Raw genomic sequence first — 22257 nt, 5'->3', positions numbered from 1 at the left:
CAAATTGGCCCGGCAAGAACTGCCGGGCCAACTTTTCAGGCGACGTGTTTAGGCGCCGGAAACATAGCTGTAGACCATCGGCAGAACCTCGTCGAAACCGTGGTAAATCATGCTCAGGGCCACGTAGACGATGATGATCAGGCCGAGATAGGCGATCCAGCGGAAACGGGAGAGAAGCTTTGCGACAAAATTCGCGGCGACGCCCATCAGCGCGATCGACACGATCAGGCCGATGACCAGGACCGTGGAATGGCCCTGTGCAGCGCCTGCCACAGCGAGGACGTTATCCAGCGACATCGAGACGTCGGCGAGCACGATCTGCATGGCTGCCTGGAAAAATGTCTTTTCCGGCGCGCGCGATGCGGCTCCATCTGCGGTTTCGGGAGAGCCGTCGTTATGCGCAACGCGAAGTTCCGACCACATCTTCCAGCACACCCAACCGAGGAGAAGGCCGCCGATGAGCTGCAGCCCTGGAATGCCGAGCAGATATGTGGTGATGACCGCGAAGATGAGCCGCAAGACGGTGGCAGCGATAATGCCGAAGAGAATAGCCTTTTGCCGCAGATGCGCAGGAAGCCCGGCGGCGGCAAGCCCGATAACGATTGCGTTGTCACCGGAAAGAACAAGATTGATCGCGATGACTTCTAGTAGCGCCATGAATCCGGCGGCCGTGAACAGTTCCATCATGAGGCGTTACCTTTTATGCCCGTTATCGTTTTGACATGAGATTGCAGCAGGAGTGTCGGATGGGCTCCCGGCAAGCGAATAGCGAGTGCTCGTCAACGATATCGGCAATTATTCGCCTAATGAGGGCATGGCAAGCGCATTACCCGTCGCACCTTAGGGTGATTTATGCTCAGGTTTCCAATGGCTAATTCTTCTTATGGTTGTGATGATCGGACTCGGCGCGCGTTTTCCCTATCCAGATAACGTGCTGGTTGCCGATCTGCTTTTTTGATCACGGAGCTACCCTTTCTGTCGGCTCGGATATTTCGAATTTTCGATGTGAAGATTTCATAATTTGTCGCACTTTAGAGCCGTAAGAGGAGGCGGAGGGGGCTTAACTGTCGTTTTTGTCATCATTCACGGCAGGCCGATGATTCGATTTGTAACCTTCGCTTTCCCGGACAAGCTTGCTGATGATGTGCCGACGCTGCGAGGTGCTAACGAACCCGAGATCTTTTGGCGGCCAAACGAATGTCTGCATCAACTCCAGTGGCTTGCTGCCTGCCGCCCGCGACTATAATTTTGTCCCAAAGCCCTCCCGGTTAAGTCAATTTTTCCGGTTCCTTCACGGGACGATGGGGTAACAATCATCCCGGAAACGAGGTGTCAGGGCTACAACAGCATCTCGCTCTTGCGGATGGTTGTTGAAAGGGTAGGTCGGGTGATATGTCCTGTCCTTGCGGAGATTTGTAACTGGATAATTGAATGACGCAGTTGAAACTTGTTGGGTTCTCGGGAAGTTACGGTCGGCCGTCCAAGACATCTGCACTTGTGGAGTATATCGCCGACCTTGCTTGCGATCGGTACAACCTCACCAGATCCGTCTTCGATCTTACGGATGTCGGGGATACGCTGGGTCTGGCTAAATCACAGAATGATCTCGACGCAGATGCCGCGGCTGTTCTCAAGGCGGTCGTCGAGTCTGACCTGCTTGTCATCGGTTCGCCGACATACAAGGGCAGCTATCCCGGGATGTTCAAACATTTCATAGATCTGATCGATCCCGAGCAATTGCGCGGCAAGCCTGTTCTCATTGCTGCCACGGGTGGCGGTGAGCGGCATGCACTGATGGTCGAACATCAACTGCGCCCGTTGTTCGGATTTTTCATGGCGCATACGATCCCGACGGCGATCTATGCATCCAACCGGGATTTTTCCGGTCATGAGATCGTCTCCTCCGCGCTGCTGGAACGGATCGGTTTTGCTATCGACGAACTCGCGGCCTTCGTTTCCCGTAAGAGCGGGCCGATAGGCGATTAGCTCTGCACCAGAGCGCTATTCGACCTTAATTATCAGGCAGGTCAGGGAGGGAAAGAAATGTCAGTGGAAAACGACATAAGGGCAATCGCCGAGCAGGAAAGACTGCTGGTGTTCGACAGGTTCGATTGTGATGCCGGCTGGAGTCTTGGGGAGCGGTTGAGGCGTGTCGCAAGCGAACGTGCTCTGCCGGTTGCGATCGATGTCACGCTGCATGCCATGCCCCTGTTTTATAGCGCCCTGGCGGGATCGACTGCCGACAATGCACGCTGGATACGCCGCAAGCGAAATGTCGCGTTGCATTTTCTCCGTTCGAGCTACTCTGTCGGACGCAAGCTCGAGCTGCAGGGTGCGACCCTGGAAGACAAGTTCAGTCTCTCAGATGCGGATTATGCCGCCCATGGGGGGAGTTTTCCGATTACCGTTGCCGGTACCGGCTGTATTGGCGCGGTAACTGTCTCGGGCTTGCCGCAACGGGAGGATCATAATCTCGTGGTCGAGGTTCTCGCCGAGATACTGGGTCACGATGCGTTGAAAATCGCGCTTGCGGCCTGAAAGGCCTCTGTCGGCCGGGTAATGCCGGCCGACATGGCGATTGCGTTTCTCAGCGTCTGAAGACGCGGGCAATGGCGATCAGAATGCAGGCGCCGATAAAGCCGGCGATCAGATATCCGATCCATCCGCCCAAGACGACGCCGAACACGCTAAGGATGGCATTCGCAACAATTGCACCGACGATGCCCAGTATGATGTTCATGAAGATGCCCATGTCGCTCTTCATGAATTTTTCGGCGAGCCAGCCGGCGATGCCGCCGATGATGATGGCTGCGATCCAGCCGATACCTGCGTCTTCCATGTCCTTACCCTTTCTTTAATCCTGTCCTTGGGGTGCGGCAGGTAACGCGCCAAAATGTTCCAGAGTTCCCGTTCGTTTTTTTAGAAAGGCAACATTCCTTTTCTTCGCCTTGAACAGCTCCTATTTTGCCAGCCGATTCGGTTAGCAAGACGAGAGACCCGTGACCCCATCCTTTTTCCTCAGACGCCTTTTCGGCAAAGCTTTTGATCGCCGCCACGGGCGCCTGCCGATTGTCCTGACCCTGTTGCTCGCCGTTTCTTCGATCTCTGTTCACAATGCAGCGGCTCAGTCTTCGCCTGAGGCGCAGTCATCGGTGCAGGCCCAAGGGGATCAGTCCACGCCGACCGATGTCACGAGTGACTCCATCAATATCGAGATGAAGGACAAGCTGGATGGCTTGAGGCAGCAGCTCAACGCGTTTCGCGAAAGCGTGCAAAGCACGCCGGATGACGATGCAAAGCTTGCGGAGATAAGAGTGAAGGCGGAAGCGATCGTCGAGGAGATGCGCGTCGCTTCGGATGCGATGAAGGTGCGCGTCGAACAGATCCAGGGGCGCCTGACCAGCCTCGGGGAGCCGCCTGCCGCGGGTCAGCCGGCAGAAGCGCCGGCAGTCGCGGAGGAGAGAAGCAAACTGGAGAACGAGCGGTCTCAGCTCAACCTGATCGTCGATGATGCGGGCAGCCTGTCAAACAGCGCGACGCAACTCGCCAACATGATCACCAATCTGCGCCGAACGCTATTTGCGCAGACATTGTTCCGGCATACGGAGTTGACGCCCGACGCTTTTGTCGATGCGGGCAATGCGTTCGTCACCGAAATGCGAAATTTTTATTCGACAATCGGAAGCTGGGGAAGTTTCGTCTTCAGGTTCAAGGCTTTTTCGCTGCTTGGTGCGATCGCACTCTCCGTCGGGGCGGCGTTCCTTTTCCTCGCTGGCGGATATCGGCTCTTCGGCCGTTTTCTTCAGCGCAGCAACAGCGATAACCCCGCTTATATCAAGCGCCTTTCCTATACGTTCTGGTCGACGGTCATGCACAGCATCACCTTCGCGGCATTTCTGGTAACCTCCTATCTTTTCCTTGAAGGATTCAACGTGCTGCGCCCGGATGTGGCGCCCATGATCGCGACATTCTTCGGCTTTATCTGGTTCGTGCATTTCGTCTGGAAGCTGACCTATGCGGCGCTTGCTCCGCACGAGACGGGCTGGAGGCTGGTCAGGATTACGGACAGGGGCGCGCGCCTGCTCAGTCTGGCGATCATCGCCATGGCGGTGACAAACGGACTGGACTACCTGTTGGGTGCCGTTAGCGTGGCGCTCGGTTCGCCGCTGGTGCTGACGATCGCAAAAAGCCTGATCGCCTCGGTCGTTATCGGTTTCATTCTTATCGCAATATCGTTCATCCGCCCGGTCATGGCCGAGGGCGAGGATGCTACGGGGCAGGGGCGTCCCTGGCCTCGTTATTTCTCGGTCACCTTGCGTGTCATGGGCGGGCTGCTGCTGTTATGCGTGATTGCGGGATATGTCGGGCTTGCGCGCTTCGCCTCAACGCAGATCGTTCTAACCGGAGCGGTGCTTGCGCTCATCTATATCGGTCTTCTGTCAGGCAAGGCGATTTCGAAGCGCGGCGCATTCAATGATACTGCCCTTGGACGGCGGCTGGTGGAGCGGCATCGCTTCGGTGACGTCGGGCTTGACCAGGCGGGGCTGCTGGTCGGTCTCGGAATCTACGCCATCGCGTTGGCGCTCGGCATTCCGCTGATCCTGATTACCTGGGGTTTCCAGATCACGGATATCGAGTCCTGGGTCGTCAGCTTCTTCACGGAATTCCGGATCGGCAGCATCTCGATTTCGATCGTCGGCATATTCGGCGGCTTGCTCCTGTTCGCGCTGGGCTACATCCTTACCCGTTGGGCGCAGAAATGGATCGACGGAAACGTTCTTGCCCGCAGCCATGTCGATATAGGCGTCCGGAACTCGGTAAAGACGGGTATCGGTTATCTGGGTGTCGGGCTCGCGGTAATCGTCGGCGTTTCGGCGGCCGGTATCAACCTTTCAAACCTCGCTCTCGTTGCTTCGGCGCTTTCCGTCGGTATCGGTTTCGGCTTGCAGAACATCGTGTCGAACTTCGTGTCCGGCCTGATCCTGCTGGTCGAACGACCTTTCAAGGTCGGTGACCATGTCGTGACGGGAACAACGGAAGGCATCGTGAAACGAATTTCCGTTCGCGCCACGGAAATCGAGACGTTTCGCCAGCAGGCTATCATCGTTCCGAATTCCGACCTCATCAATGCGGCCGTGGGCAACTGGACGCTGAAGAACCGGATACAAAGATCCGAAATCAAGGTTTCGACCAGCTACGAAAGCGACCCGGAAAAGGTAATGGCGATTCTGCTGGATATCGTTTCGGAAGTGCCGGAGATCCTTCGGAATCCTGGGCCGCATGTCGAGTTTCTGGCATTTGGCGGATCGTCGCTGGATTTCGAACTGCGCTTCCATCTGGCCGACATGTCCGAAGGGCTGCGTATTCGCAACGCTATACGCATCGAGATATTAAAACGCTTCCGCGAGCAGGGCGTGGAGATACCGTTCCCTCGGTCGGAAGTCGTCTATCACCGCGGTCTTCCTATTCTTCCGGATGAGCCTGACGTACGGGGCGGAGCGTAACGAGAGTTTGCTTTAACCACCGACTTTTCTTCCGGTTAAGCATACATCGCCATGATTCATTGACCTAATTGATAACGAGATCGTTCTCCCGGCTCGATTTGTTTTGAATTGAGCCGGCGAGTTAACCGTTCCGCAAATCACGCCGAATAAAACCGTGTTTAGGGGCATGATTTTATTTGTAAGGGTCGACAATGACATTCCTTGGTATTTCCGGGATGCAGTATTCCGGTGAATCGCTTGGTAAATCCCGCATTCTTCTGGCCGAGGACTCCAATGTCTTCACTTCGATGATCGGCATGCGGCTCAAGGAGCTGTTCGACATCGACATCGAGATATGTCGTAATTTCGAGGATCTTCAGCTCGCATATGATCGGTCGACCGATCCGATCATGCTCGCGATCTCCAATATCAATCTGCCCGGAGCGGAAAACGGAGAGGCGCTGGAATACCTGATCGATCTATCTATTCCGACGATCGTATTCACCGGTACGTTTCATCAGGAAACGCGCGACAAGCTGCTCACAAAGGACATTGTCGACTACATTCTCAAGGACAACGTGTTCGCCGTCGAGATGCTGGCCGAGTCCGTATGCAGGTTCCTTACCAATCATCGCCATCATGTATTGATCGTCGATGACAGTCCAACTGCGCGGGCGCTTCTTTCCAGCCGCCTGAAGCGGTACAATTTCCGCGTCAGCACAGCCGAAAACGGTGCCAAGGCGCTCGAAATACTCAAGAAGAACAGCGATATCGGCCTGGTCATCACCGATTACAACATGCCCGATATCGACGGCTTCGAACTCACCCGCCGCATTCGGTCGGTTCGCGGCTCACACGAGTTGCGGATCATCGGCGTGTCGTCGTCTTCCGACCGGCATCTGTCCGCCCGCTTCCTGAAAGCTGGCGGCAACGATTTCATGTTGCGACCGTTCATCGACGAAGAGTTCTATTGCCGTGTCAACCAGAACCTCGACACGCTCATACAGATCCGTTCGATGCGGTCTGCTCGAAGCGTCGGCGATATCAAGAATGTCGCCTGAACGCTGAGACAGGTGCCGCATGCCCTACATTGTAAGCCAAAAACGTCAACGGTCAGATCCTAATAGCTTTACGGTGCAAGGCGCCATCGAAGCGATTGACGGAGCGTATCGCCCTAACGTTGCTGCAGGTCGTACAATGTTGTCTATAGAGGACTTCTATCGGCTGGGGGCGCCGATCGTGTCCGATTGCATCGAGGGGGAGCGGGCGTGCTCTATCGCGATCATCGACATAGACCGGCTGTTCAGGATTTCCGAGCAGCACGGTCCAGATTGTGCCGATTACGTGCTTCAGGAATTCGGCAGCAATCTTATCCAGCTCTCCTCTGATTTAGACATATCCGTCGCCCATCTCGGGCAGGACCAGTTCGGCCTTCTTCTCGTCGGGTTGAACTCCGATAGGGCGACGGAGGCGTTTGATCGCCTGCGGTATGAGCTGTCGCTACGGCCCATCGGCTGGAAGGGCGAGATGATCAATGTCACCGTTTCGGTCGGCGTTGCCGAAGTCTACGGGCCTGAAACGTTCGATAATTATCTCAATGCGGCGGAACAGTTTCTGTTCATGGCAAAAATGTCCGGCCGCAATCAAGTCGTCTCCGATCATACGTTTGCGGTCGCTGCTCATTAAGCGGATCGGAGGCGTAGATCCCGCAACACCGGCAGGGCGTGAGATTGCTTGCCGGCGTTGCTGTTTTTATGCCCTTGTTATGCTCAGTGTGCGCTCAGAAGCGCATCCTTGTTATTGGCAAGATAACCGGAGAGAGGCTGCGGCTTGCTGCCCGTGAGCTTTTCAAAATCGCTCGTTACCAGATCGAAATTTCCGGCCCGGATGTTGGCGTCGGCAGATACCAGCATCTTGACCAGAAAATCAGGCAGGCCGGCCGAGGTCAATCCGCCAGCCAGTTGTTCGTCGGTCACATGCACGACATTGAGCTGCTTGCCAGAGGCCTTGGAGACAAGCGCCGCGATCTCTTCGGCATTCAGGCTTTCTGATCCTGTCAGGGTGAGGGTGGTGCTACCGGCCGGCGGATTTGCAAGGGCGGCGGCTGCGGCGCGGGCGCAATCGTCACGGCTGATATTGGAGACCTTGCCTGCGCCATAGGCCGTGTACCAGGTGCCGGTTTCCAGATTGTGCGGCATCGACATCAGATAGTTGTCGTCATACCAGGCGTTGCGCAGGATCGTGTAGGCAATGCCGGTTGCCTTAATGGCTTCTTCGGTGCCCAGGTGATCGGGTGCGAAACTTACCAGCGACTTGTCCGGGTTCGGCATGGACGTGTAGAGGATGTGCTTGACGCCGGCCTTGGTGGCGGCGGCGACTGCCGTCTTGTGCTGCTTCAGGCGATTGCCCGGGGTGGCGAGGTCATCGGTGGAGATGATCAGGACGCGATCGATGCCGGCGAAGGCTGCTGCAAGGCCCGCCTCATCGGTGAAATCCGCTTTGCGGGTTTCGACGCCCTTGGCGGCAAGATCGGCCAGCTTGGACGTGTCGCGGCTTGCCGCGACGATGTCGCCTGGCGAAACCTTCGATGTCTCCAGAAGGTGATTGAGGACTGCGCGGCCGAGCTGGCCTGCGGCGCCGGTGACGAGAAGTTTGGTCATGTCGTTTCCTCTTGCAATGCCGCCGGATTATCCCGGCATAATTGTTGGTCTCAAAAAGAGACTAGCACTAGAATAGGAATTGACGCGCCTCTGTAAAGGAGGCACATTTCCGGGAGATCGTTACCAAAAGGGAACTACCAGAATGGACAACATAGCACGAGTGAACACGCTTGCGGGCGAGCCGTGTGATATGTCCACCTGGGATGCGGGCAACTGTCCGGTTCGCGACGTGATGAACCAGATTGCCGGCAAGTGGTCGACCCTTCTTCTTGAGGCACTTGCGCAGCGGCCATACAGGTTCGGAGAGTTGCGACGGCTTGTGCCGGATATTTCCCAGCGAATGCTGACACAGACTTTACGCGATCTCCAGCGCGACGGTTATATTGATCGGCAGGTTTTTCCGACCAAACCGCCGAGCGTCGAATATCGCATGACCGACCTCGGCCATTCGTTGTTTGCGCCCTTATCGAAAGTGCTCGCCTGGGCCGGAGAAAACCACGCTGCCGTAAAGGCTGCACGTGCGAAATATGACGCAAGCGAATTGGGATAAGGTTCAGCGACTGACCTACTGGACGAGGACCGGGTTGCGGCATGAGGCACCACCGACCCGCACGTCGACTTCCCCGACCTTGACGCCGATGGTGGACAACACGCTGTAGAGAACCTGATCGAGTGGCGTGGTCAGCAGCCTCAACGTATCTGCGAGGCCACCGAGCAATGCGGATGGCACCTCGACCCTCAGTCCCAGGATTTCGACTTCGAGCTGCAGGTTCTTGAGCAACGAATCCACAAGCGTAGAGACGGTATTTTTCGTCGATGCCTGTTTTATCTTCTGACTCGATATGTCAGACGGAGAGAAAGACAGCTGCGTTGCGTTGACATTCGTTGCGTTGGCATAGGCAAGCGCCGTCAGGTTTAGTGCAGGTGTAGCAACCATCTTGGTCTTGGTCACTCGCGGGTCCTTGCCGAAATTGGCGAAGGCGGATTTGTCCACATCGCCGAGCGACAGTTCCAGCACTCCGGGAACCGCCTCGACATTCACCGTCGCGCCTGTCGATCCGCTGGGGCAACTGATCGACGCCATGCGACCTTCCGCATGCGCGACTTCGAGATAAAGCGGCACCTTGATCCTGATGCCCAGCAGGCCGGTAATGCCGTCGACCGTGGTCGTCAGCGAGATGCGGGTCTGGGCAGTTCTTACGATCGAGCCGGTCCGGCCTATTCCCAAAGCCTTGGATCCGACCGGCGGCTCGCCGATCGCAACCGACAAGGTCAGGCCGCCGAGGCCGGGAATTGTAGCGCCGAGATCGAGATCGATCTGGTTGGTGCCGCCGTTTGCGGCGTTTGCCGTGGCGCTGATAACGTTGAATATGTCGGTCTGAACCGCCAGGCCATCGCTCTTGCCGATCAGCCGGGATCCGAGCGGACCGATATCCATGATGTCCTTTAGCTTGACGGTAAGTTTGGTGGTGCCGAGCGTCTTCTCCAGCGACTTGACGGTCGCTGCGACGGCAGGCGTCACTCCCGTCGTCTGGCCGATGGCATTCAGAAGGGTACCGTAAGAAATGTCGGTGTTGAGCAGATCATTATAGGTGCCGGCCGTCAGGTTCAGCTTGATCGCCAGCTGATCAAAGACCTTGAGCAGGTCGACATTGGCACTGGCCAGCGATTGATAGTCCATAACCGACAACGACAAGGTGGTGCCGAGGAGATTGCCGAGCAAGGCGTTGACCACGCCGCCATTGAGGCTTGCAAGCCGCGAGCCGACAGAAAATGCCGCCATCTTGTCGATCGCGGCCGTTCCGCTGGCGTTCAGCATAGGCGCCTTCGCCAGTGAACCGCCAAAGAAGAGGCCCCCCTTCTGATAGACGGTGACGCGGACCGCGTCATAGGGGGCGACACCGGACTGGAATCGGGTGCCGACGGCAACGGAGGAATCGGCCTGATATTTTCCGGCGATCACTTCGGCATAAGCCTCGAACTTGTCGAACACGGTTTCCAGGCTGAAGGCGACCGGTGCCCCCTTGTTCAATAACTGGCCGTTCTTCAGGACGGCGACGTTCTTGTTGTTAAGGGCCATATAGTCCACGACCCCGGTTTCAGGGCTGCTAGGGTTCGCAGCGGCTGAAATTGCCGAAAGGTCGGCAGTCGTCTGCAACTCGCGCTGTTGCAGCGTCAGGTAGCCATAGTCGACGCCGAGTGCCAGTGCGCTGATCATGATCGGCAGGGATAAGGCGGCCGTGATGGCGACGTTGCCGCGCCGGTCACCGAACCATCGTTTGATCTGTTGCATCAGATGCCTCCGACACGAACCGTTGCGAACCGTTTTATCTGGCTGCTCGGCATCGCATAGGTGAACAGATTGAAAATCGGCAGGTTGCTGGCGTCATAGGTGAGGGCGACGGTGAACTGGTTCGGATTGCCGGGGTCGGCCTGTGCGGTCAGTGTCAGCTTTGATTTGTCGAGCAGCGTGCTGTCTATCATCGAGCGATTGATAAAATCGGCAGCGAGGGTTTTGCGCTCTGTATCGCTCAGACCGGCAACGGCGGTGCGCGCAGCGTCTGCCGCCAGTTGCTGAACTGAATGGGCAGCGGACAGGTAGATGCCGTAGGCGATCATGCTGAGCAGGGCGATAAAGAAAAGAGGTGAGACGATGGCGAATTCGACCGCCGCCGCACCTGAACTGTTGGTGATGAACCGCCGGATACGCATCCGTCTCCTCCGAGCTTTTTTGTCGGATTATCGGCATCATCAATTAAGGCATCACTAAAATAGATGCATTGAATATAGTAAAGTGACCTGAAGTTGTGACGACAGGATTCGACGATCGAGTACAAGCTGGCAATCCTTGTGGAAAATTGCCGCCAAAGACCGTTGCGGCATTTGCGTCACCGCATTAAATCTCGGTCATGACCCAGACCGATCCCAAGACATTGCGTATCGCTGTTGCCCAGCTCAATCCGACGGTCGGCGATGTCGCCGGCAATCTTGCCCTGGCCCGCGAGGCTCGCCGTGACGCCGCCCGCGAGGGTGCCGATCTGCTGATGCTGACGGAGCTTTTCATTTCTGGCTATCCACCGGAAGACCTGGTGCTCAAGCCTTCCTTCCTCAAGGCCTGCCTCAAGGCTGTGGAAACGCTGGCGGCAGAGACGGCGGATGGTGGGCCGGGTGTGCTGATCGGTTTTCCGCGCCAGGGCGAGACCGGGCGGCACAATTCCGTAGCGCTGCTCGACGCGGGCAAGATCATCGCTATCCGCGACAAGATCGATCTGCCGAACTATGGCGAATTCGACGAGAAGCGTGTCTTTACCGAAGGATCAATTTCCGGCCCCTATAATTTCAGGGGTGTTCGCATCGGTGTTCCGATCTGCGAGGAGATATGGAACGACATGGGCGTCTGCGAGACGCTGGCCGAGAGCGGTGCGGAAATCCTGCTCGTTCCGAACGGTTCGCCCTATTATCGCGGCAAGCTGGATGTCCGTTATCAGGTGGCCTTGCGCCAGGTCATCGAAAGCGGCTTGCCGATGATCTTTGCAAACCAGCTCGGCGGACAGGACGAGCTTGTCTTCGACGGCGCAAGCTTCGCCTTCAATGCCGACAAGTCGCTGGCCTTCCAGCTTTCGCAATTCGAGACAGCCTTTATCGTCACCGACTGGAGACGTGAAGAGGATGGCTGGCGCTGCCAGCCCGGCCCGATGGTCCGTATTCCCGAAAAGGAAGAGGCTGACTACCACGCCTGCCTGCTCGGATTCCGCGACTACGTGAACAAGAATGGCTTCAAGTCGGTCGTGCTGGGCCTCTCCGGTGGCATCGATTCGGCTGTCTGCGCCGCGATCGCCGTTGACGCGCTGGGCGAGGAGAGGGTGCGCACCATCATGCTGCCCTATCGCTACACGTCCGAAGACTCGTTCAAGGACGCCGCGGACTGCGCGAAGGCGCTCGGCTGCCGCTACGATATCGTGCCGATTTCCGATCCGGTCGAAGGGTTCCTGGCATCGTTGTCCGACATGTTCGAAGGCACCGACCAGGGCATTACCGAAGAGAACCTGCAGAGCCGTACGCGCGGCACTATCCTGATGGCGATCTCCAACAAGTTCGGCTCGATGGTTGTGACGACCGGCAACAAGTCGGAAATGTCGGTCGGCTACGCGACGCTTTATGGCGACATGAACGGCGGCTTCAACCCGATCAAGGACCTCTACAAGATGCAGGTCTATGCGCTGGCCGAATGGCGCAATGAAAATGTGCCGGCAGGCGCTCTCGGCCCGTCCGGCGAGGTGATCCCGAAAAACATCATTTCCAAGGCGCCTTCCGCCGAGCTTCGGCCGGATCAGAAGGACCAGGATTCGCTGCCGCCCTATCCGGTTCTGGACGATATCCTCGAATGCCTCGTCGAAATGGAAATGGGCACCGAAGACATCGTCGCCCGCGGCCATGACGTCGCAACCGTTCATCGTATCGAGCATCTGCTCTATCTCGCTGAGTATAAGCGGCGTCAGTCGGCTCCGGGCGTGAAGATCACCAAGAAGAATTTTGGCCGCGATCGCCGTTACCCGATCACCAACCGTTTCCGGGATCGTTGAGAGGGAGGCGCCCTTGGCACTGCGAAGCTCCATCGAGATCTACAATGTCCGAACCCGCCAGAGCCGGGTTGTCTGGCAGACGGAAGAGTTGTTCGAAGCGCCCAACTGGTCGCCGGATGGCGACTATCTGATGCTTAATGCAGATGGCCTGATCTACCGTTTGTCTCCGAATGGTGATTTCGGTCCTATCCGGGTCGATACGGACTTCGCGACACTCTGCAACAACGACCATGGCATCTCGCCGGACGGCGCGCTGATTGCGATCTCCGACAAGGTCGAGTTCGGTAGGTCGGCGATCTATGTCCTGCCGGCCAGAGGCGGTACGCCGAAACTCGTCACAGAAAACCTGCCATCCTACTGGCATGGCTGGTCGCCGGACGGAAAGACGTTCGCTTATTGCGGTATCCGTGATCAGGTCTTCGATATCTATACGATCGGTATCGACGGGAAAAACGAGACACGGCTGACCTTCGGCGAGGGCCGCAATGACGGGCCGGATTATTCGCCGGACGGTCGTTGGATCTATTTTAACTCAAGCCGCTCAGGGCTGATGCAGATCTGGCGTGTTCCGGCGACCGGCGGCGCTGCCGAACGCATCACCGACAGTAGCTATGGAGACTGGTTTCCGCATCCGTCACCCAAGGGTGATAAGGTCGTTTTCGTATCCTATGACGCCGAAATCTTCGATCATCCGCGTGATCAGAATGTTCGCGTTCGGCTTATGGATGCCGATGGCGGCTATGTCGAAACGTTGTTCGAGCTTTTTGGCGGGCAGGGCACGATGAACTCGCCCAACTGGTCACCGGATGGTGACGAATTTGCCTATGTGCGTTATTTCCCTGCGGCGTGAACGGCCTTGCTTCGGCCGGGTTCAGTCAGCATAAGAGCCTCCGTCAGGTGCCCATCGTTGATGGGAGAATCGGGAAGCCGGTGAAATTCCGGCACGTGCCCAACGCTGTGAGGCTGACGCTTATCGTATTCATGCCACTGGATTTCTCCGGGAAGGCGGCGATGAGCGGATGAAGCCCAGTCAGAATACCGGCCTGGCGAGATGGACCGATCCGCGCGGACGGCGGGCAGGTTGAGTGGATTGCGCCACGCCGTGACGGCGGAAGCAATCCGCAGGCGTTGTTGGGGAAAGACGATGCGACCTGATGATTTGAACAATGGCCTCGTGGCCGCCGAAGCTTTTACCGATGACGAGCGTGCCGCCGTTTACCGCGCCATCGAAACGCGCCGCGACGTGCGCGACCAGTTTCTCTCCGATACGATCCCGGATGATGTGCTGCGCAGACTACTGGATGCCGCCCATGCCGCCCCGTCGGTTGGTTTCATGCAGCCGTGGAACTTTATCCTTATCCGTGACGAGGCGGTTCGCCAGTCCGCCTGGGAGGCGTTTTCGCGCGCCAATGAAGAAGCCGAGGCGATGTTTCCTGAGGAGAAGCGCAGCACCTACAGGAGCCTTAAGCTCGAAGGCATCAGAAAGGCGCCGCTGTCGATCTGCGTCACCAGCGATCCGGATCGTGCCGGTCCGGTGGTTCTGGGGCGCACACACAACAGCCGCATGGACAGCTATTCGACCGTCTGTGCCATCCAGAACCTCTGGCTCGCAGCCCGCGCGGAAGGGATCGGCGTCGGCTGGGTCAGTATCTTTCATGATGAAGATGTTCGAGCGCTCCTCGGCATTCCAAACCGCGTCGAGATCGTAGCCTGGTTGTGCCTCGGTTATGTCGATCAGTTGTATGGAGAACCCGAACTGGCGATAAAGGGCTGGCGCCAGCGTCTGCCTCTGGAAGAGCTCGTCTTTCAGGACGGTTGGGGCCAGAAATAATCAAGGCTGCAGCTGCTGGGGGCCGCTGGATTTCGGATTGGCGAGGTCGATGTCTTCTTCGGGGAAGAACTGCGGCCCGACGGAGCGAATCTTTTTGCCGGGATCATAGGGACGATCCGGCGGGAACTGGACGGGTGCTTCTCTCGCTGGCGCAGGTGAGGCGCTGCCGAGATGGGTGATGCTGGAATTCGGATCGTCCACCTTTGGCCCAGTCTGCGTCTCCTCTCCCGGCCTTGGCAGTGCCAGCCCCCGGATCCGCAGGCGTTCTTTATCGTCAAGTTCCGTCTGGGTATCGAGGTCAGTGGGCGTGCAATTGTTGGAGCGGATCGCCGACAAGATCGCGACGCGCTCTTCCGATGGCTGCAGTAGCGAGCGGGTATTGTTGCGTTGTTCGGTGATTGCCGCGCGCTCATCTTCCAGCCGTTGCAGCGTGTCCTGCATGTAACCGCATTCATCATCGCCTTCGGATGGCGCGCCCAGCGTCACGATGCTGCCGCTGCCGCAACCTTGCCTGCGCATGTCGATCCTGAGTTGCCGGATATCCGCGTTGAGCGCGCTCAGATCCTGAGCGTAGCGACGCACATTGCTGCTCGTGCCGATGATCTGCGGGGTGCTGTTGAGGCGGCGATAGAGATTGGCGCAGACCTCGACATCGCGCGAAAAGGCCGCCTGAGGCGCAAGCAGCGAGGCAAGCATCAGCGATGTCAGCATCTGCGGCTTGGAAAATGTCATGTCTCACCTGTCGCATGGCTCTGCGGGGATCAACCTGGCATGTCGAGCATGCGGGAAGCTTGCCTTGAAGCTTCCCGCATCTCTTGTCATTTCACCAGCGCAAGCGGTTCCGCCTGGGACGCCTCGACGACGGCCAGGGCCGCCATGTTGACGACGCCGCGGGATGTTACGGTCTGCGACAGGATATGCGCCGGTTTGGCTGTGCCGAGCAGGATCGGACCGACATGCAGTCCGTCCATCATCGTCCGCACGAGACCGAGCGAAATGCTGGCAGCATCGAGGTTCGGGAAGACCAGAAGATTGGCTTCGCCGGTTAGTGTGCTGTTCGGCATGGCGCGCTTGCGCAGCGCCTCGTCCAGCGCTGAACCACCCTGCATTTCGCCATCGACTTCGAGTTCCGGCGCATCCTTGCGGATGATTTCCAGAGCCGCACGCATCTTGCGGGCGCTTTCCGAATCGCGGGAACCGAAATTCGAATGGCAGATCAGCGCGGCCTTCGGCACGATGCCGAAGCGGCGAACTTCCTGAGCGGCGAGGATGGTGATTTCAGCAATCTCCTCGGCGGTCGGATTGTAGTTCACGAACGTGTCGGTGAAGAACATCGCGCCACGCTGGGAGATCAGGAGGCTGAGGCCGGCATTGGTGCAGGCACCGGCGCGCTTGCCGATGATCTGGTTGACGTCGCGCAGGTGGCGATCATAACGGCCTTCAACGCCACAGATCAGCGCATCGGCTTCGCCACGCTTGACCGACAGCGCGCCGATCACGGTGTTGTTGGTACGCACGATCGTGCGGGCGGCTTCCGGATTGATGCCGTTCCGGCCAACCAGTGCAAAATAATCCTCGACATATTCGCGGTAACGCGGATCGTCTTCCGGATTAACCACGCCGAAATCGACATTCGGGCGGATGCGGATGCCGAAGCGTTCCAGACGCGCTTCGATGACGGAAGGACGGCCGATCAGGATTGGGCGGGCAATCTCTTCCTCGAGCAGAACCTGGGCCGCGCGCAGTACACGCTCGTCTTCGCCTTCGGCAAAGATCACGCGCTTCTTTTCAGACGCCTTGGCTGTCGCGAAGATCGGCTTCATCACAAAGCCTGAACGCCAGACGAAACGGTTCAGCTGGTCGAGATAGGCTTCGAAATCCTGGATCGGACGGGCAGCAACACCGCTTTCGGCAGCGGCACGCGCCACTGCCGGGGCAATGCGCAGGATGAGGCGCGGATCGAAGGGTGACGGGATAAGATAGGTCGGGCCGAAGATCGGCGTCTCGCCGGAATAGGCCTTTGCTGCAACGTCCGATACTTCTTCACGGGCAAGCGCTGCGATGGCCTTGACTGCGGCCATCTTCATTTCCTCGTTGATCGTGCTCGCGCCGCAATCGAGCGCACCGCGGAAGATATACGGGAAACAGAGAACGTTGTTCACCTGGTTCGGGAAGTCGGACCGACCGGTGCAGATCATCGCGTCGGGGCGCGCCTGGCGGGCGAGTTCCGGCATGATTTCCGGCGTCGGATTGGCAAGCGCCATGATCAACGGCTTTTCCGCCATGCGCACAAGCAGTTCCGGCTTCAGGACGCCCGGAGCAGAGAGGCCGAGGAAGACGTCGGCGCCGTCAATGCTGTCGGCCAGAACCCGATTGTCACTCTTCTGCACGTAGACGGATTTCCACTCGTCCATCAGCTCTGTACGGCCCTCATAGACGAGGCCTTCGATATCGTGGACCCAGATGTTCTCCTTCTTCGCGCCGAGCGATACGAGGAGATTGAGGCAGGCAAGCGCTGCCGCGCCGGCGCCCGACGTGACGATCTTGACGTTGGTGATCGACTTGCCGGCCAGCTCCAGGCCATTCAGGATCGCGGCTGCAACGATGATCGCGGTACCGTGCTGGTCGTCATGGAAGACCGGGATATTCATCTTCTCGCGCAGCTGGCGCTCGACTTCGAAACATTCCGGCGCCTTGATGTCTTCAAGGTTGATGCCGCCGAAGGTCGGCTCGAGCGCAGAGACGGTCGAGACCATCTCGTCGATGCCGGCGGCATCGATCTCGATGTCGAACACGTCGATGCCAGCGAACTTCTTGAACAGGACAGCCTTGCCCTCCATCACCGGCTTGGATGCAAGCGGGCCGATATTGCCGAGACCGAGGACTGCCGTGCCGTTGGAAATGACGGCGACGAGATTGGCGCGCGCCGTATAATCGGCAGCGGCTTCCGGATTGTCGCGGATTGCGAGGCAGGGGGCTGCAACACCCGGAGAATAGGCGAGCGCCAGGTCGCGCTGGTTTCCGAGCGGCTTGGTCGCCTGGATTTCCAGCTTGCCCGGACGCGGATGTCGGTGGAAGAACAGCGCCTGTTCGTCAAGATCCGCACTGCTCGGTGGGGCCGACTTTGATTTATCCTGCGCGTCCATGCTCGCTCCTGCTTTAGTCTGTTTTCCCGGTCCATATGGGGAGAATGCGGCCCCTCATTACATCAAACAGCGGCGCGTAACAGCAGCTAATTTGATCGATGTAAGGAATTCGCGAGGGCAGCTGTCACACCGAAAAGACCTCCTGTCATCATCCTGAAACAAGACTCTGGTTTTCAGGCGGCGGGGCTGGCTATGAAAGGACGATTTCCGTGACAGCGACAGGTGAGACCAGGAATTTCAGGACCTTGTTCATCTCCGACGTGCATCTCGGCTCGAAGGCGGCGCGGACGGAACTCCTGCTGGATTTTCTCAAATATCATGAAGCGGATACGGTGTTCCTAGTCGGTGACATTGTCGACGGCTGGCGACTGAAGCGCAGCTGGTTCTGGCCGCAAGGCTGCAACGACGTGGTTCAGAAGTTGTTGCGCAAGGCGCGCAAGGGCGCCCGCATCGTCTATATCCCCGGCAATCACGATGAGTTCCTGCGGGATTTTCCCGGCACCCATTTCGGCGGCATCGAAGTTGCGGATCGCGCCATCCACGAAATGGCTGACGGCAAGAAATATCTCGTGCTTCACGGCGACGAATTCGACGTGGTCGTGCGCAACGCTCGCCTTCTCGCCTATCTGGGCGACTGGGCCTATGACGCGGCAATCGCCATCAACGTCGTGCTGGCGGCGGCCCGCCGTCGTCTCGGCATGCCTTACTGGTCTTTTTCTGCCTGGGCGAAGCTGCAGGTCAAGCATGCGGTCAATTTCATCGGTGAGTTCCAGAAGGTCGTCGCCGACGAGGCAAGGCGCAACAAGGTCGATGGCGTCATCTGCGGTCATATTCACCACGCGGTGATGACCGATATCGACGGCATCCATTACGTCAATACCGGTGACTGGGTGGAAAGCTGCACGGCAATTGCCGAACATCATGACGGAACGCTGGAACTGATTACCTGGCGCGACATCAAGGTGACAGCCGAGTTGCATGCCCTGCCGGCACCGGCGAAGACGAAGAACATGCAGGCTGCCTGACCTGACGAAATCTTCACGACCGATACACTTTGTTTTCGCATAAAACGTGTAATCCGGTTTTCATTGCAAACGGCGATGATAGTCTTCGCAGACTTTCATCGCCGTTTGTGATTCCGTGAATATTGCCGCAAAATCGTCTGCCGCTCCGCCGCAGTTTCAGCTTCGCTGCTCGCTCGCCTATGCCGCACCGATGTCGCTCAACGGCATTCTCGTGCCTTATCTGCCCGTATGGCTTCATGGCCTGAACTTCAGCGCAATGCAGATCGGCGCGATCCTCGCGGCCCAGGTGGTGTTTCGCGTTTTTGTCGCCATGGGGACGGGCTCTCTCAGTGCCCGTGCTCGCGATCCACGCCATATTCTCGCATGGTCCGCGGCGACATCGATATTCTCCATCCTCGGCCTGATCGTCAGCGGCGATTTCTGGGTCGTGCTCGCCGCCGTGGCCGTACAGGCAGCGTTGTTTGCCCCCTATACGCCAATCGTCGAATCGATCTCGATCTCCGGCGTCAAGCGCTGGGGATTTCATTACGGAAAGATGCGGGTCTGGGGATCGGTCGGGTTTGTGGTGACGACGCTGATCGCCGGAAGTCTCTCGACGGCCATCGGCAATATCGCGATCCCGCTCATGCTGGTTGCGGTCCTCCTGACCTCATTTGCCGTCGCCTTCATCGCGCCCCGGCTCGACCAGGAGATCGGCAGGCGCACGGTCGCAGCGTCTCCACGGGCATCACGTCGTCCGCTCGGCGCCTCCGTCCATCTCCTCTTGATTGGTGCATCGCTCATCCAGTCGAGCCACGGGATGTTTTACGGTTTCAGCACGATCCAGTGGCAGGGCATGGGCTTTTCGAATGCCGTGATCTCCGCTCTCTGGTGTATCGGCGTGATTGCCGAGATCGGTATCTTTTTCATCTCCGGCAGCCTTGCAAGACGCCTGACACCCTTGGGGCTACTGCGTTTCGGTTGCCTGATGGCGATCCTGCGCTGGGTCTTCTTTCCGTTCGGCTCGGATGTCTGGTATTACGGGATACTGCAGATCTTTCACGCATTCAGCTTCGCCTGCGTTCATTTGGGGCTGCAATACCGTCTGTCTGAAATGGTGGCGGAGGATCAGCAGGCATCGGCGCAGGGCGTCTATGTCGCCTATAACGGGGCATTTCTGGCGATCTCGACCCTGCTTGCCGGCGTCATCTACCGGCAGCTGGAAATCTATGGTTATTTCGCCATGGCTCTACTGGCCGTGATGGGCCTTGTCGTTCTGGTGCTCGCGACCCGTTCTCAGCCCCAGAGTTCGGCAAGCGGAGGATAGACGAGCGAGCCTTCATAACGAAGCCCGCCCGGACGGTCGCGGGCAAGAAGCAGCGGCCCGTCGAGATCGGCATAATTTGTATCCTGCGCAAGAAGCACGGCTGGCGCCATGGCAAGCGATGTTCCAACCATGCAGCCGACCATGATCTGAAACCCCAACCGTTGGGCTTCCGCCTTCATCACCAGCGCTTCCGTCAGTCCGCCGGTCTTGTCGAGTTTGATGTTTACTGCGTCATACCGGTCGCGCAGGGAGGATAGATCGGCAGTCGAGTGGACGCTCTCGTCGGCGCAGATCGGTACGAGCCGCTTTATCCGAGAAAGCATCTCGTCCTTGCCGCGGGAAGCGGCTGCTCGATCAGTGATATGTCCAACTCGGCGGCAATGGTCAGATGCCGCTCTATGTTATCCCCGGTCCAGCCCTCATTGGCATCGACGATGATCCGCGCATCCGGGGCCGAATCGCGCACGGCTCGCAACCTCGATTCGTCGTCCGCCGTGCCGAGCTTTATCTTCAGGAGCGGTCGTTCGCGGTTCCTCCTGGCATCCGCACCCATCGCCGCCGCATCCGATAGCGATAATGTGAAGGCGGTGACGATCGGATCCTGACCTGTTGCGCCGATCGATGCTGCGACGCTGCGGCCGGATTGCTTCGCTTCGAGGTCCCACAAAGCACAGTCAACGGCGTTGCGGGCAGCGCCGGGTTTCATCGCAGATTGCAGTTCATTCCGCGTCAGCCCAGCCTCGATCGCCTTTGAAACCGCCAGTATATCGGCCATCACGCCGTCCATCGTCTCGCCGTAACGGCGATAGGGAACACATTCGCCGCGGCCGGAAACTCCGTCTTTCGAAATGGTGCAGACGATGACATCCGCCTCGGTCTTTGACCCGCGCGAAATGGTGAATGTGCCTGCGATCGGGAAAGCCTCGATTGTTGCTTCAAGGTGACGGGGCATGGTTTTAAGCGTCCTGTTGTGGCAAATCCGGCCGATGCGGCTATATTGCGTTTTCCCGAAGCGCAATCAATGCATTGCGGCAGAGACCATTTGAAGCGAGCACCCGCACCCCGTGAGTTCCAATCTGGCAAAAATCAATAGTGAAGCCTTGCCGGATGGCGGTGAACGGTATGTTCTGACGGGTGATTGGCGCAATCATTCCGTGGCCCCGGTGCTCAAGGATCTCGACCAGTTCGAGAAGTCCGGAGGACAGGGCAAGGTCGAAATCGACCTCTCCGGCATCTCCGAAATCGACACTGCAGGCGCCTGGCTGATTCGTCGTCTGATGACGGCGAAAAGCGGCGAGGGGCGAGAGGCATCGCTTTCCGGCGGCAATGGCACGATCGAGGAACTGATCGGTGCGCTCCCCGAGACAACACCTGCGCCGCCTGCTCCCGCCGCCGACAAGCGCAGTTTTTTCGAGCGCGTTTTCACGCCGCCCGGAAAGCTTGTCTATGAAGTCGGCCGCGATTTTTACGCCGCGATGAACATTCTCGGCTCGGCGGTCCGTGGCGCCCAGCTTAAATTCGGTCGCGGCGCCGGTGTCTCTCCGGCTTCCGTTGTTACCCATATCGACCGCATGGGCGTACGTGCCGTGCCGATCATCGTGCTGATGTCTTTCCTGATCGGCGCGATAATCGCGCAGCAGGGGGCCTTCCAGCTGCGCTATTTCGGGGCGGAAATCTTCGTCGTCGATCTTGTCGGTATCCTGCAGCTTCGCGAAATCGGGGTGCTTTTGACTGCGATCATGATCGCCGGCCGCTCGGGCAGTGCGATTACGGCGGAAATCGGCTCGATGAAGATGCGTGAGGAGATCGATGCGTTGACCGTGATCGGCCTCAATCCGATCGGCGTTCTCATTTTTCCGCGTCTCGTGGCGCTGACCATCGCGCTGCCGCTGCTGACCATCATCGCCAATTTTGCCGCTCTTTATGGTGCGGCGATCGTCGCGCTGCTCTATTCCGGCATTACCTTCGACACTTATCTTTCTCGCCTGCATGAGGCGATCGACCATACCTCGATCGCGTCGGGCATGATCAAGGCGCCGTTCATGGCGCTGGCCATCGGTATCGTTGCTGCTGTTGAGGGCATGAAGGTCGGCGGCAGCGCTGAATCTCTTGGCCAACATGTCACCGCATCGGTCGTCAAAGCCATCTTCGCCGTCATTCTCATCGATGCGCTTTTTGCCATCTTCTACTCCGCGATCGATTTCTAAGGGGCATGGATTTGTC

19 protein-coding genes, 1 pseudogene and 1 riboswitch are annotated in these 22257 nt (G+C 58.1%); of the genes and pseudogenes, 12 read left to right on the top strand and 8 right to left on the bottom strand.

The window, feature by feature from the left end; translation table 11 throughout:
• Window positions 1–48: 48 nt before the first annotated feature.
• A complete protein-coding gene (locus ACI3K0_RS00330) occupies window positions 49–684 on the bottom strand; it encodes a TerC family protein (RefSeq protein ID WP_404945105.1) in 636 nt (211 codons plus the stop codon).
• Between the two features lie 747 nt (window positions 685–1431).
• On the opposite strand from ACI3K0_RS00330, the gene msuE reads away from it, so the two are divergent.
• On the top strand, window positions 1432–1986 hold the full coding sequence (gene msuE / locus ACI3K0_RS00325; protein WP_183821641.1) for an FMN reductase: 555 nt from the start codon (window positions 1432–1434) through the stop codon (window positions 1984–1986).
• Window positions 1987–2043: 57 nt separating this feature from the next.
• Complete coding sequence (locus ACI3K0_RS00320) at window positions 2044–2538, top strand: heme-degrading domain-containing protein (protein ID WP_404944775.1); 495 nt, start codon at window positions 2044–2046, stop codon at window positions 2536–2538.
• Between the two features lie 49 nt (window positions 2539–2587).
• On the opposite strand, the gene ACI3K0_RS00315 is transcribed toward ACI3K0_RS00320, so the two are convergent.
• Window positions 2588–2839, bottom strand: a complete 252-nt coding sequence (locus ACI3K0_RS00315; protein WP_148144315.1) for a GlsB/YeaQ/YmgE family stress response membrane protein — start codon at window positions 2837–2839, stop codon at window positions 2588–2590.
• A gap of 160 nt (window positions 2840–2999) precedes the next feature.
• Here ACI3K0_RS00315 and ACI3K0_RS00310 point away from each other — a divergent pair, with 160 nt between their 5' ends.
• The 3 genes from ACI3K0_RS00310 (at window position 3000) to ACI3K0_RS00300 (ending at window position 7169) form a co-directional block, all read left to right on the top strand.
• Window positions 3000–5504 (top strand): mechanosensitive ion channel domain-containing protein, encoded by a 2505-nt coding sequence (locus ACI3K0_RS00310; RefSeq protein ID WP_404944774.1) that lies wholly within the window; start codon window positions 3000–3002, stop codon window positions 5502–5504.
• A gap of 191 nt (window positions 5505–5695) precedes the next feature.
• Window positions 5696–6544, top strand: coding sequence for a response regulator (locus ACI3K0_RS00305; RefSeq protein ID WP_148144316.1), 849 nt, complete (start codon window positions 5696–5698; stop codon window positions 6542–6544).
• A 19-nt stretch (window positions 6545–6563) separates the two neighbouring features.
• Window positions 6564–7169 carry a GGDEF domain-containing protein gene (locus ACI3K0_RS00300; RefSeq protein WP_404944773.1) on the top strand — a complete coding sequence of 202 codons (606 nt, stop codon included), beginning with the start codon at window positions 6564–6566 and terminating at the stop codon, window positions 7167–7169.
• An 83-nt stretch (window positions 7170–7252) separates the two neighbouring features.
• Here the strand turns inward: ACI3K0_RS00300 and ACI3K0_RS00295 are convergent, their stop codons facing one another.
• Window positions 7253–8143, bottom strand: coding sequence for an SDR family oxidoreductase (locus ACI3K0_RS00295; RefSeq protein WP_183821644.1), 891 nt, complete (start codon window positions 8141–8143; stop codon window positions 7253–7255).
• Window positions 8144–8285: 142 nt separating this feature from the next.
• Between ACI3K0_RS00295 and ACI3K0_RS00290 the strand changes: the two genes are divergently transcribed.
• Window positions 8286–8693 (top strand): helix-turn-helix domain-containing protein, encoded by a 408-nt coding sequence (locus ACI3K0_RS00290; RefSeq protein ID WP_148144319.1) that lies wholly within the window; start codon window positions 8286–8288, stop codon window positions 8691–8693.
• Window positions 8694–8708: 15 nt separating this feature from the next.
• On the opposite strand, the gene ACI3K0_RS00285 is transcribed toward ACI3K0_RS00290, so the two are convergent.
• Window positions 8709–10436 (bottom strand): pilus assembly protein TadG-related protein, encoded by a 1728-nt coding sequence (locus ACI3K0_RS00285; RefSeq protein ID WP_148144320.1) that lies wholly within the window; start codon window positions 10434–10436, stop codon window positions 8709–8711.
• On the bottom strand, window positions 10436–10855 hold the full coding sequence (locus ACI3K0_RS00280) for a TadE/TadG family type IV pilus assembly protein (protein ID WP_404944772.1): 420 nt from the start codon (window positions 10853–10855) through the stop codon (window positions 10436–10438). Before ACI3K0_RS00280 ends, ACI3K0_RS00285 begins: the two co-directional genes overlap by 1 nt.
• A 197-nt stretch (window positions 10856–11052) precedes the next feature.
• Here ACI3K0_RS00280 and ACI3K0_RS00275 point away from each other — a divergent pair, with 197 nt between their 5' ends.
• From ACI3K0_RS00275 to bluB, 3 genes are all read left to right on the top strand, one after another.
• A complete protein-coding gene (locus tag ACI3K0_RS00275; protein WP_404944771.1) occupies window positions 11053–12726 on the top strand; it encodes an NAD+ synthase in 1674 nt (557 codons plus the stop codon).
• A gap of 19 nt (window positions 12727–12745) precedes the next feature.
• Window positions 12746–13576, top strand: a complete 831-nt coding sequence (locus ACI3K0_RS00270) for a hypothetical protein (protein ID WP_404945104.1) — start codon at window positions 12746–12748, stop codon at window positions 13574–13576.
• Window positions 13577–13604: 28 nt separating this feature from the next.
• Window positions 13605–13788, top strand: a riboswitch (cobalamin riboswitch).
• An 82-nt stretch (window positions 13789–13870) separates the two neighbouring features.
• Complete coding sequence (gene bluB, locus ACI3K0_RS00265) at window positions 13871–14557, top strand: 5,6-dimethylbenzimidazole synthase (RefSeq protein ID WP_404944770.1); 687 nt, start codon at window positions 13871–13873, stop codon at window positions 14555–14557.
• On the opposite strand, the gene ACI3K0_RS00260 is transcribed toward bluB, so the two are convergent.
• Window positions 14558–15289, bottom strand: coding sequence for a hypothetical protein (locus ACI3K0_RS00260; RefSeq protein WP_404944769.1), 732 nt, complete (start codon window positions 15287–15289; stop codon window positions 14558–14560).
• 86 nt (window positions 15290–15375) lie between these two features.
• A complete protein-coding gene (locus ACI3K0_RS00255) occupies window positions 15376–17703 on the bottom strand; it encodes an NADP-dependent malic enzyme (RefSeq protein ID WP_183821649.1) in 2328 nt (775 codons plus the stop codon).
• Window positions 17704–17906: 203 nt separating this feature from the next.
• Here ACI3K0_RS00255 and ACI3K0_RS00250 point away from each other — a divergent pair, with 203 nt between their 5' ends.
• The gene (locus ACI3K0_RS00250; protein ID WP_394353628.1) at window positions 17907–18728 is read left to right on the top strand and encodes a UDP-2,3-diacylglucosamine diphosphatase; all 822 of its coding nucleotides are present in this window, start codon (window positions 17907–17909) and stop codon (window positions 18726–18728) included.
• 115 nt (window positions 18729–18843) lie between these two features.
• Window positions 18844–20034: an MFS transporter gene (locus ACI3K0_RS00245; protein WP_343062311.1), complete on the top strand. Its 1191-nt coding sequence runs from the start codon at window positions 18844–18846 to the stop codon at window positions 20032–20034.
• Here the strand turns inward: ACI3K0_RS00245 and dgcA are convergent.
• Window positions 20004–20986: pseudogene (gene dgcA, locus ACI3K0_RS00240) on the bottom strand (N-acetyl-D-Glu racemase DgcA). The gene ACI3K0_RS00245 and the pseudogene dgcA sit on opposite strands and share 31 nt — an antisense overlap.
• 112 nt (window positions 20987–21098) lie before the next feature.
• On the opposite strand from dgcA, the gene ACI3K0_RS00235 reads away from it, so the two are divergent.
• Window positions 21099–22241, top strand: a complete 1143-nt coding sequence (locus tag ACI3K0_RS00235) for an ABC transporter permease (protein ID WP_183821652.1) — start codon at window positions 21099–21101, stop codon at window positions 22239–22241.
• Window positions 22242–22257 lie beyond the last annotated feature (16 nt).

This window comes from Rhizobium sp. ZW T2_16 (assembly GCF_044987325.1).
In the GTDB taxonomy this organism is placed as follows: Bacteria; Pseudomonadota; Alphaproteobacteria; order Rhizobiales; family Rhizobiaceae; genus Neorhizobium; species Neorhizobium cellulosilyticum.
The sequence above is the reverse complement of the archived record's forward strand: the minus strand, read 5'-3'. Positions and strand labels throughout refer to the sequence as shown.